The organism is Amycolatopsis orientalis DSM 40040 = KCTC 9412, assembly GCF_000478275.1.
Classification (GTDB): Bacteria; Actinomycetota; Actinomycetes; order Mycobacteriales; family Pseudonocardiaceae; genus Amycolatopsis; species Amycolatopsis orientalis.
This window is the reverse complement of sequence record NZ_ASJB01000065.1, coordinates 68046-90644: the sequence shown is the minus strand read 5'-3', so window position 1 is coordinate 90644 and position 22599 is coordinate 68046. Positions and strand designations below refer to the sequence as shown.

Sequence of the window (22599 nt, the reverse complement as noted above, 5' to 3'; positions counted from 1 at the left end):
GAAAAGTCCCTGATGGCTCCCTTACCCGCGTACGGACGCGGGTAAGGGAGCCATCACTTTGCGTGTGTCCCCGCTCACAAGGCGCGGGGGCCACGGGCGTTTTCTGTGCTAAACCCGAGAATCACTTCCGGGCAGCCGAGAGGACGTCGATGACCGCGAGCGCAGTCCAGGTGGCCGACACCGCCCGCTATCCGCTCTCCGAACCGGGAAGCCCGGCCTGGCGCGAAATCGTCGCCCGGACGCGCGCCGAACTACGGGAAACGGGCTGCAGCGTCCTGGCCGACTTCGTCCGCCCGGAGCTGCACGAGGTCCTTCGGCGCGAAGGCGCGAAGATCGCTCCGGAGGCGTACGCGAAGATCGAACGCGTCAACGCCTACAACATCGCCGTCGACACTCCGCTGCCGGAAGGCCATCCCGGCCGCACGATCATGGAGCGCGGCAACGCCTTCGTGGCCCGCGACCAGATCCCGCCGACCGCGATCATCCAGCAGCTGTACACGAGCCCCGAGTTCCAGCGGTTCGTCGCCGACTGTTTCGAACTCCCCGCGCTCCACGAACTCGCCGATCCGCTGTCCGGACTGGTGCTGAACGTGATCGAACCGGGGCGCTCGCATCCGTGGCATTTCGACACCAACGAATTCACCGTCAGCATGCTCACGCAGGAGGCCGCCGACGGCGGTGTCTTCGAATACTGCCCGAACATCCGCTCGGAACGGGCGGAGAACTTCGACGACGTCCGTGCCGTCCTGGCGGGCGAAGGGGATCACCTGATCCGGCGACTCACTCTGCGTCCCGGTGATCTTCAGCTGTTTCGCGGACGCTTCGCGCTTCACCGCGTGAGTACTGTTCAAGGGGCAATCGCCCGCCATTCCGCGATCTTCGCGTACAGCGAGCGCCCCGGGGTCATCGGCAGTCCGGAACGGACGCGACAGTTGTTCGGCAGGGTCCTGCCCGAACACGTCGCCTCGGCCGCCGTCCGGGGCGACGAGCTGCTCGACTAAGTCAGGAGTTTGGCCAGTGCCTTGGGATTCGACCGGCAAGATCTCCTTCGACCACATCTACACCGAGCCCGATCCGCGTGCCTTCTTCGGCACCTTGCGCAGGCTGGACTACGCCATCCCCCAGCAGGCCAAGGCCTACTTCGCGCAGCTGATCGACGAGTACCGCGCGGATCAGGACGTCAAGAAGCCGACCGTGCTCGACCTCGGGTGCTCCTACGGCGTCAACGCGGCGCTGCACCGCTGTGACACCTCGATGGAGCGGCTGTACGACCACTACGCGAACGGCGAGTCGCTGAGCAGGGACGACCTGATCGCGCACGACCGGCGAATGGCCGAAAGGCTCGACGGTGGCGACGGGGTCCGCTTCATCGGCCTCGACACCTCCGCACCGGCACTGGACTACGCGCTCTCGGCGGGCTTCATCGACGAAGCGATCCACGCGGACCTGGAGAGCGGGGACCCGACGGAGGAGCAGCGCGCGCTGCTGGCCGAAGTCGACATCGTCATCTCGACAGGCTGCGTCGGCTACGTCACGGAGAAGACCCTCGTGCGGATCGCGCGGGAAAGCCGGCCGTGGATGGCGCATTTCGTGCTGCGGATGTTCTCCTACGAACCGGTCGCCGCGAGCCTCGCCGAACTGGGGTACGAAACGGCCGGGATCGACGGTGTCTTCCGGCAGCGGAAATTCGCTTCGGAAGAGGAACGGACCCAGATCCTGGACAACCTGTCCGTCGCGGGTGTCGACCCGCGTGGGCTGGAAGCCGACGGCCGGCTGTACGCGCGGCTGTACGTCTCCCGCCCGAACGGTTCGGCGGACGGGCTCGCCGCCGTGCTGAACGCCCTGCCCCTTCTAGATCAAGGATGATCGTGAGCAGTCCGGAACCGTCCACCCGCACGTTCGGCAACGAGGACATCCTGCCGAGGGTCCCCGTCCCCAGCCTGGAGGACACCTGCCGCCGGTTCCTCGAATGGTGCTCGCCGCTGCTCACCCCCGGCGAGCTGGCGGAGACCGAGCGCGCCGTCGCCGAATTCCTCGCGGAAGGCAGCCCGGCGCACGAACTCCAGAGCGCGCTCGAGGAGTTCGACCGCGGCGAAGGGGTGCGCAGCTGGCTCGACACCTTCTGGCCGTACCGCTACCTCGGCCGCCGCGACCGGATCGCGCTCAACGCCAACTTCTTCTTCCTGTTCTCCGAATCCCCGCTCGGCCAGCTGGAGCGGGCGGCCGAACTGGCCGCGTCGGCGGTGGACTACAAGCTGAAGCTGGACGAGGAACTGATCCCGCCGATCGTGGTGCGCGGGCAGCCGCAGTCGATGGTGCAGCACAAGTACCTGTTCTCGGCGACGCGGATCCCCGGCGCCGTGCAGGACACCGCGCGCACGCCGTACCGCGAGGACTGGCCGGGACCGTCGAAGGCACGGCATATCGTGGTCTTCCACCGCGACACCCCGTTCCGGATGGACGTCATCGCGCCGGACGGACGGCCGTATTCCCCCGAACAGCTGGTCGCGGGGCTGCAGGCGATCGTCAAGTCGGGGAACTTCGTCGAGGATCCGCAGAGCGCCGCCGGGCATTTCACCACCAAGGCCAGGGCGGAGTGGGCGGCGACGCGCGAAGCGTTGCTCGCCGCCGGGAACGCGGCCGCGCTCGACGAGATCGAGACGGCGTTGTTCTGCCTGTGCCTGGAGGACTTCACGCCGTCGGACACGCAGGAGGCCTGCGACAAGCTGCTGCACGGCGACAGCGGCAACCGCTGGTTCGACAAGGCCGTGTCGCTGATCGTGTTCGAGGACGGCACGGCGGGGATCAACGTCGAGCACTGCGAACTCGACGGGACCACGATCCTCGGGTTCACCGACGCGCTGCTGAGCGGTTCGCGGCTGGAGCGGCCACCCGCCGACGGTGTCCCGGCGTCCGAGGTGATCGAGTTCGTCCTGGGTGACGCGCTCCGAGAGGACGCCCGTGCCGCGGCCGCGTCCTTCGCCGCGTACGCCGACGCGACAGCGACGAAGACGGTGTCCTTCACCGACTTCGGCGCGAAGCGGGCGAAGGAACTGGGGATGTCCCCCGACGGCTTCGCGCAGATGGCGTATCAGCTCGCGCACAAACGCGCGAAGGGGATCACCGGCACGACGTACGAGTCGATCGCGACGCGGCAGTACCAGAACGGGCGCACCGAAGCGATGCGGGTGGTGACGCCCGAGGTGCAGTGGTTCGTCCAGGTGATGGACGATCCGGCCGCGGACCGGCAGACCCGTCAGGCGGCTTTCCGCGCGGCGGCGGCGAAGCATGTCACGCGGGCGAAGGAGTGTCAGGCGGGCGAAGCGCCGGAGCAGCACCTGTGGGAGCTGCAGCTGATCCAGAAGCGGCGTGGCGTCGAGGAGTCCCCGGCGCTGTACTCGTCGCCGGGCTGGCTGAAGATGCGCAACGACTACCTGAGCACCAGTTCGGCGCCGTCGGTGAACATCCAGTACTTCGGCTTCGGGTCGACCAGCCCGCAGTGCATCGGCGTCGCGTACGTGCTGCTGCCGGACCGGCTGAACATCTACCTGTGCACGCCGAAGCATGTGGCGCACGAGATGGAGCTGTTCGCGACGGAACTGGCGGGCGCCATCCGCGAACTGCAGGAGTTGCTGGCTTAGCGGTCCGTGAAGGCGGTCGTGAGTGAGGCTTCAGGTGAGCGGTGGGTACAGGTGGTCGTGAGTGGCGACTCGGGTTCTATTAAATAACCCGAATCGCCACTAACGACACCGGACTTCGATAGGGTTCGGCGGTGCTGGGAAAACTGGGGTTGCTGGGCGGAATGCTGCTCGTGGTGGCGGGGTGTACGGCCTCGCCGCCACCGGCGCCGGCCCCGCTGACGGTGCCCACGCCGGAGCCGGGCCTCGTCGAACCGGCGGGCTGTCTCGACACAGGTGTCACGGTGAAGTCGGGACCGGTCGAGGCCGCGCTGGGCCATCGCGCGATCGTGCTCACGCTCACCAACTGCGGCCAGGCCCCGCGCACGCTCACCGGCTATCCCGAAGTCCGCTTGCTGGACAAGGAAAAGCGGCCGATGAACGTCAGCATCGAGCACGGCGGCTCGTATATGGCGATCGACCCCGGCGTCAGCCCGCAGACCGTGCAACCCGGCGGCACCCTGCTGTCGGTGGTCTCCTGGTCGAACACCGTCACCGTGGGCTCGCCGGAAGCGGGCGCGTACGTGACCGTCGCCGCGGCCAAGGGCGACCCGGAGCAGCGGATCACGGTCGACACCGATCTCGGCACCACCGGCAAGCTCACGCTGACGGCCTGGAACCCGAAGCTCAAGAACTGAGGTCCGTCACGACCGCCCTCGTGAGTGGTAATGACGGTTAGAACCGTCATTACCACTCACGAGACCACGGGTCAGGCGGTGAGCTTCAGGATGTCGATTCCGCGAGTGTTGTCGGCGACGTAGACGTAACCCTTGTGCCAGTAGGGCGCCCACGCGCTGGCGTCCGCCGGGCGGAAGTAGGCGATCTGCTTCGGGTCGGTCGGGTCGCTGACGTCGAGGAACCGCGTGCCCTGCGTGTAGAACGACTGCACGAGGACCTTGCCGCGGACGTCGAAGTAGTGCGCGGAGCAGTCACCCGTCGTCGGGTCGCTGCCCTCCTGCCCGGCGACGCTCCACGTGCCGACGGACTTGAGACGGAACGGTTTCTCGGGCGTCGAACGCCAGCCCTCGCCGTTGTACGAGTTCTGCAGCGACGAAATCGTCAGCACACCGTCACCGGCACAGCCGTCGAGGAAGCTCTCTTCGGTGGCGTAGATGAGATCGCGGCCGTGCCAGCGGTTCGAGTCGGCGCCGTCGGCCGACCGGTGTCCCGCCGGGTGGAAGCTGTTGTGCATGAACTTCGACGGCGCCGCCGTCTCCTCGATCCCGCCGCCCGCGTAGGGGACCGGGTTGAACGCGGTCGCGCGGCGGACCTTGCCCAGCAGGGGATCGCGGTGATATCCGCTGGTCCAGTAGCCGCGGACGCCACCGCGGCCGGACACCCACGCCACGCCCTCGTCGTCGACCTGGACGTCGTGCACGTAGTCGGTCTTGCCGTCGTTGCGCGCGAGTTCGATCGGGTTCGGGAAGGTCTTGGGGTTCCGCGGATCGCGGATGTCGGTCACCCAGATCGGGCGGCCGCCCCACTCGGCGGGCTGGTTCGCGGCCTTCGCCGGGCCGCCGGTCCAGAGGTACCGGCAGTGGTCGACGCAGCTGGTCGTATGACCGGCCGGCACCTGGGTGTAGCTCAGGATGGCCGGTTTGTCCGGGTTCTTCAGGTCGATGATGTAGATACCGGACTCACCGGTCTGCGTGGTGCCGCCGTAAGCGCGCGGATCCCGCGCGAGGAACACGAGTTTGCGTTCGACGTCGACCTCGGTGTCCTCGGTCTCCCACAGGCCGGGCAGGCTGACCTCGCCGATCAGCTTCGGCGCCGCGGGATTCTTCGTGAGGTCGTAGACCTTCAGGCCGAACTCGCCGGAAACCGCCATGACGTCGCGGTGGCCGTACTGCAGGAAGCCCATGGCGATGGCGCCCTGCGCGTCGGGCACGTTGCCGACGGCCTTGACGTTCTTCACCGCACCGGGCGCCCCCGCGACCCGGGCCTTCTCATTCGCCGGTTTGTCCTCTTCGCCGCACGCGGCGGCGGGCAATCCGGTGGCGATCAGGGTCACGGTGACCGTGGCGATCGCCAGGCATGAACGAAGCAACCAGTTTCCTCGCACAGAAACCTCCCAGGCTGGTCCCCGCACCCTATGGCCACCGCTTTGCCCGGCACAACCGCCGTTGGTCGGTGCGGGACTGCTATGACATGACCATGCGCTTGCGACTTCTGGCTCCGCTCCTCGCCGCCGCCCTGGTCACGGCGGGCTGCACGGAATCCGGCGAACCGCCCGCACCGGACGTACTTCGCGTGGGCGTGTCCGCGCCGGCGTCGACGAATCCCGCCGACATCCGCGACCAGACCGGCAGGCTGGTCACGAGCGCACTGTGGACGCCACTGGGCGATTACGACCCCGCGACGGGAAAAATGACCCCACGGGCGGCGGAATCGGTCACCAGTACCGACCGGGTGACGTGGACGGTCAAGCTGAAGGACGGCGAAAAGTTCCACGACGGCACCCCGGTCACCGCACAGTCCTATGTGGACACCTGGAAGGTCGTCGCGCAGGAGAGCTGGGCCGGTTCCCGGGTACTGAAGGATCTGGTGCGCGCCAAGGAGATCACCGCGCCGGATCCGCTCACGATCCGGCTCGTCCTCGACCGGCCGTCGGGGCAGATCCCGGCACTACTCTCGTCTCCCGCGCTGGTGCCGCTGCCCGCGTCGGCGCTGGCGTCGCGCGACTGGATCCGGTTCTTCTCCCAGCCGGTCGGCAACGGACCGTTCCGGATGGACGGCGGCTGGCAGCCGTCGGGTGTCAAACTGGTCCGGGTCACGGACTCACCGGGCAAGGCGCGCGTGATCGAGCTGAACATCGGCGACGCGGCGGCCCTCTACGACGGCGTCAAGTCCGGGAAACTCGATCTCTCCATGGTGGTCCCCGGCGACCGGCACGAGGCCATGCACACCGATTTCGCGCAGCGCCACGTGATGTGGGCCCTGCCCACCGTCTCCTACCTCGGTTTCCCTTTGACGGCCGAGTATTTCTCCGACGCCACGGTCCGGCACGGCTTCGCGCTCGGGATCGACCGCGCCGCACTGGAGGCCGGTGTCCTCGGCAGGCAGGTGGATCCGGCGAAGTCACTCCTGCCGCCCGCCGTCGCCCCCGGCGAGCGCAGCAGCACCTGCCGCCCGTGCACCTTCGACGCCGGCGCCGGGAAATCCCTGCTGGGCCAGGCGGAGTTCCCGGCCGGATCGGCGGTCCGCTTCGAACGGTCGGAGCGGAACTGGGTGCGGCCGCTGGCCGAACAGATGACCGCGGCGGTCGGCATCCCGCTCGCCGCCGATCCGGGCAAGGGGCCGTTCGCGATCGACCTGGACCTCGCGACGCCGAGCCCGCAAGAGGTACTGGCCAAGATCGTCGAACTCACCGGCTATTCCAGCGACGGGTTCGCCGACCTGCTGAAATCGGCCGAGGAGACCGAATCCGGCGCCAGCGGCGAGGTCTATCGGCTGGCGGAGAACCAGTTGCTGCGGGATCTGCCGGTCGCCCCGCTGTGGTCCGGGCACGGGCACGCCGTCTGGGCGGACCGGGTCGGCGACGTGAAGGCGACCCCGTTCGGGAGCGTGGACCTGTCAGCGGTTTCCGTGCGATGACCCGAGGGTGCACTCCCCCGCCACGACGTCGATGAAGGCCGAGGTCAGCGGATCGGGTGTGCTCCGGCAGTAGGCGGCGAGCGTCCGCCGGATCGCCGGTTCGGGCCTGAGGACGCGGCCGGGGAAGCCTTCGGGCAGCACGTTGGCCGGGACCAGTGCCGGACCGAGACCCGCCGCCGCGAGCACCGGCGCCGCCGCGGTCTGCTCGGTCCGGACCGCCGCCCTCGGCTGGAATCCCGCCGCGGCGCAGGCCTGGTCGACGAGGTCGGCCAGGCCGTTGCCCGGCGCGTAGTGCACCCACGCGCAGTCGGCGAGGGTCGCGAGGTCGACGACGCCCGTGCCGTCGTCCTCACGCGGCCCGTCGATCGGCAGGACGATGACGAATTCCTCGGTGCCGAGTTCGCGCACCGGCCCGTCCCAGCCCGGCGGGACCGGGCCGACCGCGACGTCGGCCTTCCCCGCCGCCATCGCGTCGCGCAGTTCGTCCGCGTGCCGGAACTCCACCAGGCGGACGTCGACCTCCGGCCGCTCCCTGCGCCACACCCGCAGCGCGGCGGGCAGGACGCCCAGGCCGACCGAGTAGACCGTGGCGATCTGCAGTTCCCCGGCCTCCAGCCCGGACGCCTGCCGGGCGGCGCAGCGCGCGCGTTCGGCGTCGGCGAGGGTGGCGCGGGCGTGCGGCAGCATGGCGCGCCCCATCGGCGTGAGCCGGACACTGCGCGGCAGGCGTTCGAGCAGCGGTCCGCCGATGCCCTTCTCCAGCGCGCGCATCTGGTGCGACAGGGCGGGCTGCGTCACGTGCAGCAACTCCGCGGCCCGGGTGAAGGACCCGGTGTCGACGACGGTCACCAGGTATTCGAGCTGCCGCAGGCTGGTCATGAACGAATCTTATCGGAGTGGTGAGATCTATGCCTTGGACTTATCGCCACAACCGGGCCAGGCTCGATGACATGAACGAAGAACGCAAGGTCGCCCTGGTCGCCGGGGCCAACGGGGTCATCGGCAAGAACCTGATCGAACACCTGGAGACGCAGTCGGGCTGGCGCGTCATCGGCCTCTCGCGGCGCGGCGGCCCCGGCCAGATCGCCGTCGACCTGCTCGACGCCGACGACACCCGCGCGAAGCTGAGCGGCCTGGACGACGTCACCCACGTGTTCTACGCGGCTTATGTCGACAAACCGACCTGGGCCGAACTGGTCGCGCCGAACCTGGCGATGCTGACCAACCTCGTCGACGCGATCGAGCCCGCCGCGCCCGGGCTCCGCCACATCGGCCTCATGCAGGGCTACAAGGTCTACGGCGCCCACCTCGGCCCGTTCAAGACACCGGCGCGCGAGGACGACGCCGGGCACATGCCGCCCGAGTTCAATGTGGACCAGCAGTCCTTTTTGGAGCGACGCCAAGAGGGGAAAGCCTGGACGTGGTCGGCGATCCGGCCGTCGGTGGTCGGCGGCACCGCGCTCGGCAACCCGATGAACCTCGCGCTGGCCATCGCGGTCTACGCGTCGATCTCGAAGGAACTCGGCCTGCCGCTGCGCTTCCCCGGCAAACCCGGCGCGTACGACAGCCTCCTGGAGATGACCGATGCCGGGCTGCTGGCGAAAGCCACCGTCTGGGCCGCGGACTCGGAGAACGAGGCGTACAACATCGCGAACGGCGACCTGTTCCGGTGGAACGACCTCTGGCCGCGGATCGCGCGCTACTTCGAGCTGGAAGTGGCGCCACCGCTGCCGATGTCACTGGACGCGGTCATGGCGGACAAGGAAGAACTCTGGACTTCGATCGCGGCGAAGTACGGCCTGGAAGTGCCCTACAGCGCCGTCTCGTCGTCGTGGAAGTTCGCCGACTTCGTGTTCGGCTGGGACTACGACATGTTCGCGGACGGTTCGAAGGCGCGGCGCGCCGGTTTCCACGAATACATCGAGACTCCGGCGATGTTCTTCCGGCTGTTCGACGAGTTCCGGAAGGCGAAGGTCATCCCGTGAGCGGCTAGCCGCGTCCGATGTACGGCATCGTGGTCGCCGTGATGGTCAGGAACTGGACATTCGCGTCCAAGGGAAGCCCGTCCATGTACAGCACGGCGTCCGCGACGTGCCGCGCGTCGAAGGTCGGTTCGGCCTTGACACTGCCGTCGGCCTGCGGGATACCGTCGGCCATCCGCAGCGTCATCTCGGTGGCGGCGTTGCCGATGTCGATCTGTCCACAAGCGACATTCCAGGCGCGGCCGTCGAGGGAGATCGACTTCGTCAGCCCGGTGACGGCGTGTTTCGTGGCGGTGTAGGCGATACTCGCGGGACGCGGGGCGTGCGCGGAGATCGAGCCGTTATTCACGATCCGGCCGCCGCGCGGTTCCTGCGCCTTCATCAGCCGGACGGCCTGCTGCGCGCACAGGAACATCCCGGTCAGATTGGTGTCGACGGCGCGTTTCCAGTCCGCGAAGGACAGTTCGTCGACCGTGCCGCCCACCGAAACGCCCGCATTGTTGACTAGGAGGTCCAAGCGCCCCCACGCGGCGCGGACCGTCTCGAACAGGGCGGCGACGGAATCGGGATCGGCGACATCAGTGGGTACGCCAAGCGCGTCCGGATGCCCGTCCGCGGTCTCGGCCAGCGCGTCCGCACGGCGTCCGGCGAGCGCGACCCGGTAGCCGGCGCCGAGTAACGCGCGGGAGATCTCCCGGCCGAGCCCCGAACCCGCGCCGGTGACGACCGCGGTCCTGCCGTTGCCCATGATCCTCCTCGCCGAGCGTGCCGGGACAGGACCGGCCCGGTGCGCGCACGCACCGGGCCGGTCCTTCCAGCTGATCCTAGCTCTTCGGGGCGACGCCCAGCGCGGCCAGCGCCGGGCCCGCCATGATCACGCCGGCCCCGGTGACCGGGTCGTAACCCGGGGCGCCGAGGTCGATCGCGGTCGACGTGAGCGCGCTCCTGATCTGCGCCGGGGTCGCGGTCGGCTTGCCCTGCAGCAGCAGTGCGGCGATGGCGGCGGCACTCGGCGCCGCGGCGGAGGTCCCGAAGAACGGCTGGAAGCCGCTCACCGAGGTCGCCACGCCGTCCGCCGCGGTGATGTCCGGCTTGTTCCGCGTCGCACCACCGGTCGAGGACACGTTGCCGGGGGTGATCACCGAACCGTCCGGGTTGTAGAACTGGTGACGGAGACCGTCCGAGGTGAACCGCTCCCACTTGCTGGCGCTGGTGAACAGGCCCGGGTACGGACCGGCCGGGTTCGCCGGGTCACCGGCCTCGAGCGCACGGCCGAAGGCACCGGCGGCCGGGGTCGCCGCGACGCTGAAGGCGTTGACCGCCGCCGAGTGACCGGAGGTGACACCGTTGGTGCTGAAGGCTTTCAGCGAACCCGAGGCGACGAACCGGCCGCGGATCACGTTGAGCGCGATGAACCGGTCGGAGCCGCTGTACTTGACGACGGCGACCTTGTAGCCCGAGCCGGAGGCCGGGACCTGGGCGATCTCGTACGGGTTCTGGGTGCCGTTCTGCGACCCTTCGCTGGAGGCGACGACCGAACCGGACGAGTTCAGGATGAACAGGTCGTAGTCGCTGGTGGCCTTGCCCCACGGGTCGGACCAGAACAGCGTGACGTAACGACCGAGCGAGCCGGGCGAAAGCGCGTTGTACAGCTGGGTCGTGGTGGTCGGGTCGAAGTCGTGCGGCGTCCCGGTGATGCCGGAGATCTTGCTGCTGGAGCCGCGGAAGTCGCCTTCGTAGTAGCCGCTGGTGCCGTCGGTCAGGTTGCCCGAGTTCCCCGCGGAGGAGAAGTAGAGGACACCCGCCGCCGTCACGTCGTTGACGGCCTGCGCGACCGGGCCGTCCTGGAACGGCGACTCGTCGAAGTAGGAGACGTCGTCGACGATGATCGTGCACTTGCCGGTGGTCCGCAGGGCGCGGATGTTGTCGGCGAAGCTCTGCTCGCTGGTGAACGCGGTCGCGAAACCGAGCGCGGCGCCGGGCGCCATGTCGTGGATGATCTCGAGCATCGCGGTGCCCTCGTCACCGCTGCCCGACTGGCCGGGAAGGACGTCGACGGCGGGGAGTTCACCGGCGGTCTGCGAGGCCTTGAGCGACTTGATGCCGTCCGAGAGCACGCAGACCTTCTGGCCGGCGCCGGTGACGCCGTACTTGGTCCGGGCGGTGTCGGCGCCGTGCGCCTTGTCGCCCTCGGCGACCTGCAGCGCGGCGACGGCCTGCTTGGCGGCGGCCTGGCCGCGGCCCTGCGGCGCGGACTCGTTCCAGGTCATCGCCTGGGAGGCGGCCTTGACCTCGGCGACGTCGCCACGACCGGCGATCGCGTCCACTGCGTTCAACGGGAGGTCGGCGCGGATCGCGCCGGTGGGCGAGGCGTACCGGACGGTGCCGCCCGCCGCCTTGACGGCGTCCACCAGCGACTGGCCGGCGCCCTTGATGTCCACCGCGACGGTTCCGGCGTCACTCACGCCCAGCCCGGTGCGGTATTCGGAGAGCTTGCCCGCCAGGCCCTTGTCGGCGCGGAGGCGCTTCTCGATGACGAGCTGGCTCGACTGCTTGCGCTCAGCCGGGGTAAGACTCTTCTTGATGCTCTGCAGCGCGGTGATCCCGGCCTGCGTACGAGCCTCTTCCGACGGCTGCGCGCCGGAAACCGCGGTCGAAAGCAGCAAAGCGCCGACCGCGACCGGAACCGAGCATGTGACCACCCGGCTGAATCTGCTCATCGAACTCTCCCTTATTCGCGCGCCCGACACGCGCTGACGACGTGACACCTCGTCACGGAAATCCCTTCGGCTTCCCGAATGAATTACCCCTGACTGGGTGTAATGGGGAGAATCTAAAGAGCGAACGGTGATCGGACCACCGACCAAAGTCTGGAAGGGCGAAGGGTCCACAGAGTGAGAGCGCGTTCGGTCCGAAAAGACCGAAATCTTGGATTACGCCCAGACGGGCAATAAGTGGCATAGGACCGAGTGGACTGATGGGTGAGCGGTCCAGGGTGGACGATGCTGGCGTGGCTGGCGGGCTCTTCGGGTGGTTCGGGGTTAGGCGGCGGGGTGGAGGGTCCGGGTGCTGGAGCGGGAGTCCGTCGGCGGCTGTGCGGGCTTCCCGGTCGCCGTGGTGGGCGAGTCGTCTGTCGGTGGGCATGCCGAGGGGCCCGTCGCCGGTGTGGCTGGCGGGCTCCTCGGGTGGTGCAGGGGTCAGGCGGCGACGCGGTGGAGGCTGTTGCGCCGGGTTCTTCGGAGCGGGTCCAGATACTGGGGCGGAATGAACTCGGGCAGGCCGTCGGCGGCCATGCGGACTTCCCAGTCACCGTGATGGATCAACCGGTGATGGAAACCGCACAGCAGGGTGAGATTCCGCAGGTCAGTAGGTCCGCCGTCTGCCCAGTGATGAATGTGATGGGCGTGACAGTTCTTCGGCCGCCGATGACAGCCCGGGAAGGCGCAGCCCCCGTCACGGATGTTCAACGCCCGGCGCTGGCCGGGCGTGACGAACCGTCGCATCCGCCCGACATCCAGCGGTTCACCGGCCGCGTTCAACACCACCGGCAACATCAGACAGTCACACGCCGCCATCCGGGCATCCCGGGCGGTCATCGTCCCGACGAAATCCACACACGCGGTCCCGAGACCCGACTTCAGCTCCTCCAGGCCGATGGTGACGTGGACGAGGGTGCGGTAGCCGGAGGTGCCGGGCTGGTCCGGGCAGGCGATCGCGAGATCGAGCAGGTCCACCCACGCATCACCCAGGCGTTCGGGCTTCGTCCGCAGATCGGCCTGGCCGAACTCGTCGACCGGGCGTGGCGACGCATACGCCTCGAGGGCGGCGGCGGTGCGGGCACCGGCTTCGTCGTCGAGGAGGCCGTTGAGTTTCCAGAAGCCGTCTTTGCGGCGTTCCAGAGTGAGTTCCCGGCGGGGCTGTTTGGGTTCGGGCTCTTTCGGCTCGGCGCCGTCGGGGTCGAGCCAGCCGAGAATGTTCTGTTCGGCTTTCGCCAGTTGCCGGGGCCCGGCGTGCCGGGCCAGCTCGGCCAGGGTCTTCTCCGCATGCTCCCGGTCCTCTGCCGACGTATCGAGCGGCAGGTTCGTCAGGAAGTCCAGGATCTGCTGGATTCGTTCGTCCCCGACCGCGCCCTCCGCGGCCGCGGCCGCGGTAGCGGGCGCCAAGGGAGGAAGCTCGGTCCCATCCAACCCGCGTGTGGGATTCAGCGCGATCGCGCGATTCACCACCGGACGCGCCTCACCGAAGGACAGCCCGGCCACATCGGCGAACCATTTGATCGTCGAGCCATACCCATACAAGTCTTTCGCGCCCCGAGACTCGATCTCCGCCAGATACCGGCCCAGCCCGGCAGTGGCGACCCGGATCACCTGCAGGAACTGCTGCACACCATGAGCAAGCTCCAGCTTGCCGGCGCGCCACAACTCCTGCGGCAACTCGGGAAGGATCGTCTCGGACACCCCTCCATAATACCCCGCCAAATCGAACATGTGTTCGTAATTTTACGTAACCGGGAAACGGCTCACTTAATTCCGAAGAGTGATTTTCGACCAGAGGCGACGTAACACAACGCTCAGCTCGAACGAGTCCCTTCCGCCAGTCCCACCACAAAAGCGGGAGAGCATCATGCACAGCGCACCCGAACCGGCAGCGGCTCCTAACAAGGCCCGCCGCTGGCCATGGATCCTCTGCGTCCTCATAGCCGTCGCAGCGCTCTCCGTGACCCTGGTCCTCGTGCTGCTCGGCAACGAACGCGCCGGAAGCGCCGGAGCCGCTGGAGCGTCGAAATCGACCGCGTCACCTTGCCGGAGCAAGGATCTCAAGCCGCCCTGCCAAGGCCTCAACGGCTGGATTATGGCCCGGTGACTCCTCCAAGAGCGCCACACGGACAACTCCACCCGCCTACGTGGCACAGACGACGCCCAGTCTCCCGCCGATTTCACCCTTGCCTGTCGTCGAGCCCACCCTGACCTACAAAGGCACCGCGGACGCCATGCTGAGCCACGGAATGTGCTCGCTGACCTACGACATCACGGGCGACGAGTCCGGAACCGTGACCGACACGCTCACCTTCGTCGGCACGAACGTCACCTTGCACCGATCCGTGCTTTCGACTCCGTCCTCGAAGACCAAAGTGTCCGTCAAGATCGTCAGCCTCTCCTGCCCCTGACCGGAGCGCGGCGACGTCCTCCCACACCGTCGCGCCCCGGCCACCCCCGTCACGGGAAGGTCAGCACCACCTTCCCCCGCCCGTGCCCGGTCTCGATCTCCCGATGCGCCGCCGCGGCCTCGCCGAACGGGTAAACCCGCCGCACCAGGAACCGCAACTCCCCCTTGACGTACAGCGCCGCGAGCATCCCCAGCCGCTCGGCCGACCGCGTCCCGGTGACCACTCGCGCCCCGGCCTCGGCCGCGCGTCCATGCTCGACGAGGGTGAGGACCCGGTCCGGGTCGCCGACCAGTTCCAGCGACAGGTCGAACGCGACCCCGCCCGCGCCGTCCAGCGCCGCGTCGACACCGGACGGCGCGAGGGCGCGCACCCGCTCGGCGAGACCGTCGCCGTAGACGACCGGCGTGGCGCCGAGCGAACGCACGTAGTCCTGATTCGCCTCGCTCGCCGTGCCGATGACCTTCGCGCCGCGCAGGATCGCGAGCTGGACAGCGGCGGTTCCGACCGCTCCGGCCGCACCGTGGATCAGCAGCGTCTCGCCGCGGGCGATCCGCAGGCCGTCGAGCGCCAGGTACGCCGTCTGCGTCCCCGCGGTGAAGCCGCCCGCGACCTCCCAGGGCATCTCCGGCGGCTTCGGCGTGACGTTCTCCGCGGGGACCACGATGTACTCGGCATAAGCCTGGACGGCGGTGAACCCGAGCACCTCGGTCCCGGCGGCGAGTCCGGTGACCCCGGCGCCGACCTCGTCGACGATCCCGGCGAACTCGTTCCCCGGGACGCGCGGCCAGCTCAGCTCGAGCCCCGCGGGTTCCCAGCCCGCCCGCACGGCCGCGTCGTACGGCTGCACCCCCGCCGCCTTCACCCGCACCCGGACCTCCCCGGCAGCGGCGTGCGGCTCCGCCAACTCCAGCACCCGGAGTACTTCCGGGCCACCGGCTTCCGTGAACGCGGCCGCTTTCATGTTGTTCCTCCAGTCCGTTCCCCAGCTGTCGGAACCCACTCTGGTAGCTCCAGTTAACTGGAGGTCAAGAGTTGTCGGTGCCACGTTCTAAGCTGCGCACGTGACGAGCTACCGCATCTCCAGGGCAAGCGCTTCCGACGCAGGCACAGTGACCACGTTGTTGCACGAATCGGCCGCCTATCAAGGGGAATACGCGTCGATTCTCGACGGCTACCGGGTCACCGAGGACTATCTCGCCACCCATCCCGCGTTCGTCGCCCACGCCCAGCGGGAAGTGGTCGGTTTCTACAGCCTGATCGAGTACCCGGCCGAGCTGGACCTGCTGTTCGTCGCCGATTCGGCCCAGGGCACCGGCATCGGCGCGTGGCTGATCGAGCATATGCTCGGCCAGGCGGCCGAACTCGGCATGACCGAGATCCGCGTCGTCTCCCATCCGCCCGCCGCCGGCTTCTACGAACGGATGGGCGCGCGCCGCGTCGGTATCGTGCCGCCCCGACCACCGAAGATCACCTGGGAGCGCCCGGAGCTGGTCTTCGACGTCAAGCGCCCACCGCACGACTGAACCGGCCGATCAGTTTGCGCAGGTGCCCGGCGAACTCCGGGGAATCGACGACGTCGAAATCGGTGTCGAGCAGGCCGAGGTAGAGCGCCAGATTCTCCAGCGTGTCCGCACCGGCCTTGAGCAGGCAGGTCCGCTCGTCGACGGCCTCGACCACGACTGCGGGCGGAACCTTGGCCGCGGCTTCGGCGGCCGGGGCGTGCAGCCGGATCGTCGCGTGGTGCCGCCACAGCGCCGCGCCCACGCCACGCTGCAGGTACGCGACCACGCCGCCTTCAGGTGGTTCACGCTGCTCGAACCGTCGCCCGTTGGGCGTACGCGGCCGCAGCCGATCCGCGCGGAAGGTGCGCCAGTCCCGCCTGTCGACGTCCCAGCCGACGAGGTACCACCGGCGGCTCATATGCACGACCCGGTGCGGTTCGACCTGACGTCGTGTCTCGGATCCGTTGTGCCCCAAATAATCGAACCGCAGGGTCTCGCGGTCGCGGCAGGCGTTGGCGATGACCGTGAGCACCTCCGCGTCGACCGTCGAGCCGCCGCCCTGCACCGCGAGCGTCGCGGAATTCAGCGCCTCGACACGGTGGCGCAGCCGCGAGGGCAGTACCTGTTCCAGTTTCGCCAGCGCGCGGACCGACGTCTCCTCGATGCCCGCGATCGTGCCGCCCGCGGCCGTGCGCAGGCCCATCGCCACCGCGACGGCCTCCTCGTCGTCGAGCAGCAGGGGCGGCATCGCCGCGCCCGCACCCAGGGCGTAGCCACCTGAGACACCGGGGGTGGCGTCGACCGGGTAACCCAGTCCGCGCAGCCGCTCGACGTCGTTCCGGATGGTCCTGGTCGTGACGTCGAGCCGAGCCGCCAGTTCCGGCCCCGTCCAGACCCGTCTCGCCTGCAGCAGGGACAGGAGTCGCAGCAGTCTCGCCGAAGTTTCCGCCATGAATCCCACCTTGTCCGCAATCGCGGAACGAACCTTTCCGCAATTGTGCCTAACTTAGCCCCATGACCGCAATCAAGCCCTTCCGCATCGCCATCCCCCAGGCCGACCTGGACGACCTCACCCAGCGGCTGGCCCGCACCCGCTGGCCGCGCGAGGTCACCGACGACTGGAGCCGGGGCGTTCCGGTCTCCTACCTCAAAGGACTCGCCGAGTACTGGGCCGGCGGCTTCGACTGGCGGGCGCAGGAGGCGGAGCTCAACGAGATCCCGCAGTTCACCACCGAGATCGACGGCCAGACCATCCACTTCCTGCACATCCGCTCCGCTCGGCCGGACGCGCTGCCGGTGATCCTCACGCACGGCTGGCCGAGTTCGCCGTTCGAATTCCGGAAGATCATCGGGCTGCTGACCGACGAGTTCCACCTCGTCATCCCGTCCCTGCCCGGTTACGGCTTCTCGAACCCGGTGCGGGGCCCCGGCTGGGGCAACCTGTTCCGCGTCGCCCAGGCGTGGACGACGCTGATGGACCGCCTCGGCTACGAACGCTTCGGCGTCCACGGCACGGACGCCGGCGCCGGGGTCGCGGGCATCCTGTCGATGATCGCCGCGCACCGCACGGTGGGCGTGCACCTGACCGGCACCAGCGCGGGTATGCCGTTCGGGCCCGCCGTCGAACTGGACGGCCTCTCCAAGAAGGACCGCGAACGCGGCGAGCGTTTCAACCGATTCCAGTCCGACGGCCTCGGCTACCTGCACCTTCAGGCGACCCGGCCGCAGACACTGGCGTACTCGCTGAACGACTCCCCCACCGGTCAGCTCGCGTGGATCGTCGAGAAGTTCGCCGAATGGACCGACCCGGCCAAGGAACTGCCGGACGAGGCCGTCGATCGTGATCACCTGCTGGCCGCCGTCAGCCTGTTCTGGTTCACCGGCGCGGGCGCGTCCTCGGCGCACGCCACCTACGAAGGCATGGAGGCTTACCGGCAGCTGTCCCAGGGAAGTTGGGACGGCGGCGCCGAAATGCCCGCCGGACCGCCACGCGGAATCGCCGTCTTCGCCGGGGACACCACGATCCGAAGCCTCCAGGACGGCCCGGTGGAGCACTGGTCCGAGTACGACACCGGTGGCCATTTCCCGGCGATGGAGGTCCCCGAGCTGCTCGCCGAAGACCTCCGCACCTTCCTTCGCGGGCACCGCTGATGGCGACGGAAATCCTGAGCCCGCGCGCACTCAACCGCGCGACCCTGGCCCGGCAACTCCTGCTGGAACGCTCCGATCTGCCCGCCATCGACGCGATCGAGCAGCTGGCCGGTCTCCAGGCGCAGGCACCCGACGCGTCCTACGTCGGTCTTTGGTCCCGGCTGCGGAACTTCCAGGTGGACGAACTGGCGAAACCGCTGGCCGCGCGCGAGGTCGTCCGGTCGACGCTGATGCGGGGCACGGTGCACCTGGTGACCGCCGACGACTGCCTCGCGCTGTGGCCGACCGTCAAACCGGTGGTGGAACGCGGTTTCCTCGGCCACTACTCGCGGGAGATCGCCGGGCTCGACCTCGCCGCGATCACCGAAGCGGGACGGGCCCTGCTGGCCGAGCGGCCGCGCACCCGCGCCGAGATCCGGAGCGCACTGGCCGAGCGGTGGCCCGACGCCGATCCGGCCACCCTCGCCTACACGGTCAACAGCCACCTCCCGCTGGCGCACGTGACGCCGCGGGGGCTGTGGGGCCGGTCAGGACCGGTCGCGTTCTCCCTGCTCGAGGAATGGGTCGGCAAACCGATCACGGACGGCATCTCCCTCGACGATCTGGTGCTGCGCTACCTCACCGCGTTCGGCCCGGCGACCGTCCGCGACGCGCAGGTCTGGTCCGGACTGACCAAACTCAAGGAGGTCTTCGAACGCCTCCGGCCGCGGCTGCGGACCTTCACCGACACCGAAGGAAAGGAACTGTTCGATCTCCCCGACGCCCCACGACCCGACGCGGAAACCCCCGCGCCGCCCCGTTTCCTGCCCGAGTACGACAACGTCCTGCTCTCCCACGCCGACCGCGCCCGGGTGATCCCGGACGGCCGCCGCGTGCCACTGCCGCCGGGCAACGGAGGCCGCAAGGGCACCCTGCTCGTCGATGGTGAATTCCTGGCCATTTGGGCGATCACCGGGGCAACCTTGACGATCGAATCGCGGAAACCCCTGCCGGATCGCGATTCGATCACCGAAGAGGGCCTCCGGCTACTGGAATTCGTAGTGCCCGGCCGGCGCCACGAAGTGCGTTTCGGTATCGGCGGATAACAGTCCCGCCTTTTGCCGTAACGAAGGGCGCCGTATGGGCGAAGCATTGCCGCAAGGAGCCTGAAGGGAGCGGGCCATGGGCAGGAACTACGGATTCATGACGGTGCTGGCGGGGCTGAGTGCGCTCGCGGTCATCGCGGTGGCGGCGGTCATGCGGTACCCGAACACGTCCGACGTCACGGCGGTGATCACCGCCGCGGGAACGGTGATCGGCACGGTGGTGGGCGCCTTCTTCGGGGTTAACGCGGCCTCGGCGGGACGCGTTAAGGCTGAAGAAAGCCGGGACCAGGCGACGGCCGCGCTGGTGAAGGTCGCCAGCGAGGCGGACAAGGGCAGCGACGTGGCGAAGGCGGCCATGGAAGGCGTCAACTGATCGTCCTTTATGGACTCGTCGCCGTCGCGCCGAAGTCCGTACTGTGGAGACCATGATTGACTTCTCCAAGGACACCGTCTTCAAGCTCACGCCCTGCAAACCGGGTGACATCGCGCCGACCGTGCAGCCGATCATCATCCAGGGGGAACAGATCATCTCGTCGTTCAAGGCGGTGAGAGACTTCGTCGTGTTCACGAACAAGCGGCTCATCGCGGTGAACGTCCAGGGCATGACAGGCAAGAAGAAGGACTTCACCTCACTGCCGTACAACAAGATCCAGGCGTTCTCGATCGAAACCGCGGGCACCTTCGACCTGGACGCCGAGCTGGACCTGTGGTTCAGCGGACTGGGGAACGTGCGCCTGGAGTTCCGGGGTTCGGACATCCGGGCGATCGGCCAGCTGATCGCCACCCACACGCTCTAGCGGCCCTCTCCCGAGCTCCGCGCTCACGCGTTCAGTCGACTACTTGCGGCTTGCGCACCCTCCGGGACTGACGATGTAGGAATCGGGACGTTGAGTGTCCTAATTCCTACATCGTCACGGGCCGCCCCACCCAGGACTCCGCCAAGTGGGGAAGATTCCGGACGCTGGACGTCCGGAATCTTCCCCACTCACGAGGGGTTACATGTTGATCTTTTGATGCTGGGGTTTCGCCGACCTCGGCGTGATTGCTACTTATGGCCGCTGACCTGCGCGGATAGGACTGGACACTTCTCGCGTGTTCTCACGCCTACCCGACGTCTGACGGCCTGGCACTCGCCCACTCCTCCCCCACCTCCCCGATACGAAGCCATCCACGCGGCCGTCGCGTCGGGTCAAGGCACGCTTTCCCGCCTTGACGCGGCGTGACGGCCGTTGTGACGATCTGGCATCGGGGCGGTGGCTCCGCGTAACAGCCGTTGGTCCGTTCGCGACCTTTGGGCACGATCGTCTGAGCGAGGAGGCCGACGTGCTCATTGGCGTACCTGCGCGTCGCTGGCGGCGGCTGCACCTGTCCACGGCTTCAGCGGGCGCGCCGCCCGCCCGGTGGGCGGAGCGGAGCGGCAGCCCGCCGTGTCGGGCAAGGTGCGCCCGCAGGCGAGACGCGGACGCAAGGTGACCAGCGCGCCGCCGACGGCGGCGCGCCTTGATCCCATAGAGCCAAGTTCGGCAATCTAGAAGCCTCGTTGATCAACCACTTCGTCACCGAACATACGCCGGGCTAACTCGTCGGTAAGACCGTGCCATAGTTTATCAATACGATCAGGTCGACGCGGAAACAGCTTCAGTTCAACTAAAATGAAGTCACGAAGACTGCATCGCCATAATTCTGCGCTTTGCTTTAGTTCAAGAAGCTTAATAAGACTAGGGCCACCCTCTCGCTGTAGACTCTCGACGATTTCAAGCTCGACAATATCGACCACCTCCAAGGGCGCAACGTCATCTCCTTGAAGCAAGCCAGCATCCTCGACATGCTCACGAAGCAGAGTCAATGAAATTGGATTTACAGGAAACCCTTCCGTCAAAACTAAGACAGGAAAGAATTTCTTCTTAGCCCCGGATGGATAGCCTGTCAGAGCAGTCTCATTGTCCCGAATCGAATTAATCGATGAATCTACTTGTTCAGCTTCACCGGCCAGCTTAACAAGGTCTTCCACCACAGAATCATCCGAGATGCCGAAAACTGAATCGCGTTTAAGTTGAGTGGTAGTAGCCTCTATAACAATCCAGGAGTCGCCATAGTCAATTGCCGCATCCGCAATTCTGACCCCGTCGCGATTTCCATACGCAGCTTTAAGCTGCTCATCGTGATATACGCGCCTTTGGCCGGAACCAGCGCCCACAATGCTGTCTATTACCTCAGCACAGTATTTTTCTGACAATCGGCGCAGACTTTGCTTGAGCCGTTCCGCCCTCTTACACTTCTCTCGACTTCCGCTTGCCTTGGCAGCAAATTCAATATCAAAGATCGGCAGCCAGCCAAATATTCTCGGCAAAAGTAGCGCGATATCTAGGACTATGCTGCCACCATGCCACATTCTAACCACCGGAAACCGGCCAAACGTATCAAACCTCCAATCGACCTGTTCCGCTTTCCGCTCAGCCAGAACCGCCGCGCGAAACTCATAAAGCTCTACAGAGAACACAGACAGAGCACGCTCCTGCCGGTCCTTGTCCCACGTCAGCTTGGAAAAGTACTCGGGCCCTATCATCGACTGACCGTTAACCGCGACACTAAATAGAATCAGTCCCACGGCGAGTACATCCCTCAGCGGCACTCCGACAATTTCCGAATAGCCCTTCTCCAGGTCTTCTATCTCCGGTTCACCTTCGAGCTCAATCGATAGCTGGAGCCAAATTCTGGCAAATCTTGCCATTAGATGAGCTTCATCGATTACAGAGTTAAATATCTGGTTTGAGATCATCTCCCTCCCCAGCAACCCTGGCTTCATCGTAACCACGTGCTCATCGCCAGATTCGGGCCTATCTCCAAATTCTTGCTGAGCTGCCATCAGGGCGACTACAAAGTTTCCGGCAACCACTCCCGGCAGTAGCGAATCGCCACTAAGTCGCATTGAATGACAAACGAGAGTATACAAAACCTGAGGAACGACCAAGCTACGACTTGGCTCTCGCAGCAGATTCAGGACACGCTCTTTTGTTGGCGATGTAAACCACATTGCCGCGTATTTTTTATCGATTTCCGCCCGCACGGCACCCGGATGCCTATAGTCAGCCAAAATAGCGGATGAAGTGCGCAGCACCGCCTCCGCCGTGATATTTCTTAAGTTTTCAATTAGGAGAGATTGCGGAACGGGGAACCCGAATATTTCATCCGAAGTTAGATACACGCTAATCTGATCAATCGGCGCAGCTGGTTGCGCCAGATGATCCGGAACAATCAGCCCACTCTCGATTACCTTCCATTTAGCATTCAGCGCCTTAATGGCAGTGCCTGCAAAGTAGGTTTCATTCTCCTGCGGCGTGAATATAAAGTTCTCGGGTATTCCGCTTGGCACCCGACCTGTTACAAGGCGGCGAAGATCAACAGCCCTCGCCTTGTCGCCCTCGCTTAGATACACCGCAG

21 protein-coding genes are annotated in these 22599 nt (G+C 67.0%); 12 read left to right on the top strand and 9 right to left on the bottom strand.

The window, feature by feature from the left end:
• Positions 1-149: 149 nt before the first annotated feature.
• The 4 genes from L324_RS24075 (at position 150) to L324_RS24060 (ending at position 4315) form a co-directional block, all read left to right on the top strand.
• Positions 150-1001 carry a HalD/BesD family halogenase gene (locus tag L324_RS24075; RefSeq protein WP_037312897.1) on the top strand — a complete coding sequence of 284 codons (852 nt, stop codon included), beginning with the start codon at positions 150-152 and terminating at the stop codon, positions 999-1001.
• Between the two features lie 16 nt (positions 1002-1017).
• On the top strand, positions 1018-1866 hold the full coding sequence (locus L324_RS24070; protein ID WP_037312894.1) for a class I SAM-dependent methyltransferase: 849 nt from the start codon (positions 1018-1020) through the stop codon (positions 1864-1866).
• Positions 1863-3641 (top strand): choline/carnitine O-acyltransferase, encoded by a 1779-nt coding sequence (locus L324_RS24065; protein ID WP_037312891.1) that lies wholly within the window; start codon positions 1863-1865, stop codon positions 3639-3641. Before L324_RS24070 ends, L324_RS24065 begins: the two co-directional genes overlap by 4 nt.
• Before the next feature lie 131 nt (positions 3642-3772).
• Positions 3773-4315, top strand: coding sequence for a DUF4232 domain-containing protein (locus L324_RS24060; RefSeq protein ID WP_081736450.1), 543 nt, complete (start codon positions 3773-3775; stop codon positions 4313-4315).
• 71 nt (positions 4316-4386) lie between these two features.
• On the opposite strand, the gene L324_RS24055 is transcribed toward L324_RS24060, so the two are convergent.
• Entirely contained in the window at positions 4387-5724 is a 1338-nt protein-coding gene (locus L324_RS24055) for an LVIVD repeat-containing protein (RefSeq protein ID WP_037312888.1), read from the bottom strand.
• Positions 5725-5825: 101 nt separating this feature from the next.
• Here L324_RS24055 and L324_RS24050 point away from each other — a divergent pair, with 101 nt between their 5' ends.
• Positions 5826-7271 (top strand): peptide ABC transporter substrate-binding protein, encoded by a 1446-nt coding sequence (locus tag L324_RS24050; protein ID WP_081736449.1) that lies wholly within the window; start codon positions 5826-5828, stop codon positions 7269-7271.
• Here the strand turns inward: L324_RS24050 and L324_RS24045 are convergent.
• Positions 7251-8150, bottom strand: coding sequence for a LysR family transcriptional regulator (locus L324_RS24045; RefSeq protein WP_037312885.1), 900 nt, complete (start codon positions 8148-8150; stop codon positions 7251-7253). The genes L324_RS24050 and L324_RS24045 overlap by 21 nt on opposite strands.
• A gap of 71 nt (positions 8151-8221) precedes the next feature.
• On the opposite strand from L324_RS24045, the gene L324_RS24040 reads away from it, so the two are divergent.
• Complete coding sequence (locus tag L324_RS24040; protein WP_037312882.1) at positions 8222-9256, top strand: SDR family oxidoreductase; 1035 nt, start codon at positions 8222-8224, stop codon at positions 9254-9256.
• Positions 9257-9260: 4 nt separating this feature from the next.
• On the opposite strand, the gene L324_RS24035 is transcribed toward L324_RS24040, so the two are convergent.
• The 3 genes from L324_RS24035 to L324_RS24025 all read right to left on the bottom strand — a co-directional run bounded on the left by L324_RS24035 (position 9261) and on the right by L324_RS24025 (position 13710).
• A complete protein-coding gene (locus L324_RS24035; RefSeq protein WP_037312879.1) occupies positions 9261-10001 on the bottom strand; it encodes an SDR family oxidoreductase in 741 nt (246 codons plus the stop codon).
• 76 nt (positions 10002-10077) lie between these two features.
• Entirely contained in the window at positions 10078-11973 is a 1896-nt protein-coding gene (locus L324_RS24030) for a S8 family serine peptidase (protein ID WP_037312876.1), read from the bottom strand.
• A gap of 477 nt (positions 11974-12450) precedes the next feature.
• Positions 12451-13710, bottom strand: coding sequence for an HNH endonuclease signature motif containing protein (locus L324_RS24025; RefSeq protein WP_037312873.1), 1260 nt, complete (start codon positions 13708-13710; stop codon positions 12451-12453).
• Positions 13711-14195: 485 nt separating this feature from the next.
• Here L324_RS24025 and L324_RS24020 point away from each other — a divergent pair, with 485 nt between their 5' ends.
• Entirely contained in the window at positions 14196-14420 is a 225-nt protein-coding gene (locus L324_RS24020; protein ID WP_037312870.1) for a hypothetical protein, read from the top strand.
• Between the two features lie 49 nt (positions 14421-14469).
• On the opposite strand, the gene L324_RS24015 is transcribed toward L324_RS24020, so the two are convergent.
• A complete protein-coding gene (locus L324_RS24015; RefSeq protein ID WP_037312867.1) occupies positions 14470-15381 on the bottom strand; it encodes an NADP-dependent oxidoreductase in 912 nt (303 codons plus the stop codon).
• 100 nt (positions 15382-15481) lie between these two features.
• On the opposite strand from L324_RS24015, the gene L324_RS24010 reads away from it, so the two are divergent.
• Entirely contained in the window at positions 15482-15943 is a 462-nt protein-coding gene (locus L324_RS24010; protein ID WP_037312864.1) for a GNAT family N-acetyltransferase, read from the top strand.
• Here L324_RS24010 and L324_RS24005 read toward each other — a convergent pair.
• Positions 15921-16874, bottom strand: coding sequence for a helix-turn-helix transcriptional regulator (locus L324_RS24005; protein WP_037312932.1), 954 nt, complete (start codon positions 16872-16874; stop codon positions 15921-15923). The two genes, L324_RS24010 and L324_RS24005, sit on opposite strands and share 23 nt — an antisense overlap.
• Before the next feature lie 62 nt (positions 16875-16936).
• On the opposite strand from L324_RS24005, the gene L324_RS24000 reads away from it, so the two are divergent.
• The 4 genes from L324_RS24000 to L324_RS23985 all read left to right on the top strand — a co-directional run bounded on the left by L324_RS24000 (position 16937) and on the right by L324_RS23985 (position 19955).
• Positions 16937-18073 (top strand): epoxide hydrolase family protein, encoded by a 1137-nt coding sequence (locus L324_RS24000; RefSeq protein ID WP_037312862.1) that lies wholly within the window; start codon positions 16937-16939, stop codon positions 18071-18073.
• Entirely contained in the window at positions 18073-19158 is a 1086-nt protein-coding gene (locus L324_RS23995) for a winged helix DNA-binding domain-containing protein (protein ID WP_037312859.1), read from the top strand. The genes L324_RS24000 and L324_RS23995 overlap by 1 nt, the downstream gene beginning before the upstream one ends.
• 76 nt (positions 19159-19234) lie before the next feature.
• Positions 19235-19531 carry a hypothetical protein gene (locus tag L324_RS23990; protein ID WP_037312856.1) on the top strand — a complete coding sequence of 99 codons (297 nt, stop codon included), beginning with the start codon at positions 19235-19237 and terminating at the stop codon, positions 19529-19531.
• A gap of 52 nt (positions 19532-19583) precedes the next feature.
• Positions 19584-19955: a PH domain-containing protein gene (locus L324_RS23985; protein ID WP_037312929.1), complete on the top strand. Its 372-nt coding sequence runs from the start codon at positions 19584-19586 to the stop codon at positions 19953-19955.
• A gap of 530 nt (positions 19956-20485) precedes the next feature.
• Here the strand turns inward: L324_RS23985 and L324_RS42490 are convergent.
• Entirely contained in the window at positions 20486-20668 is a 183-nt protein-coding gene (locus tag L324_RS42490) for a hypothetical protein (RefSeq protein WP_152546978.1), read from the bottom strand.
• 18 nt (positions 20669-20686) lie between these two features.
• Positions 20687-22594 (bottom strand): hypothetical protein, encoded by a 1908-nt coding sequence (locus tag L324_RS42485; RefSeq protein WP_152546977.1) that lies wholly within the window; start codon positions 22592-22594, stop codon positions 20687-20689.
• Between the last annotated feature and the right edge of the window lie 5 nt (positions 22595-22599).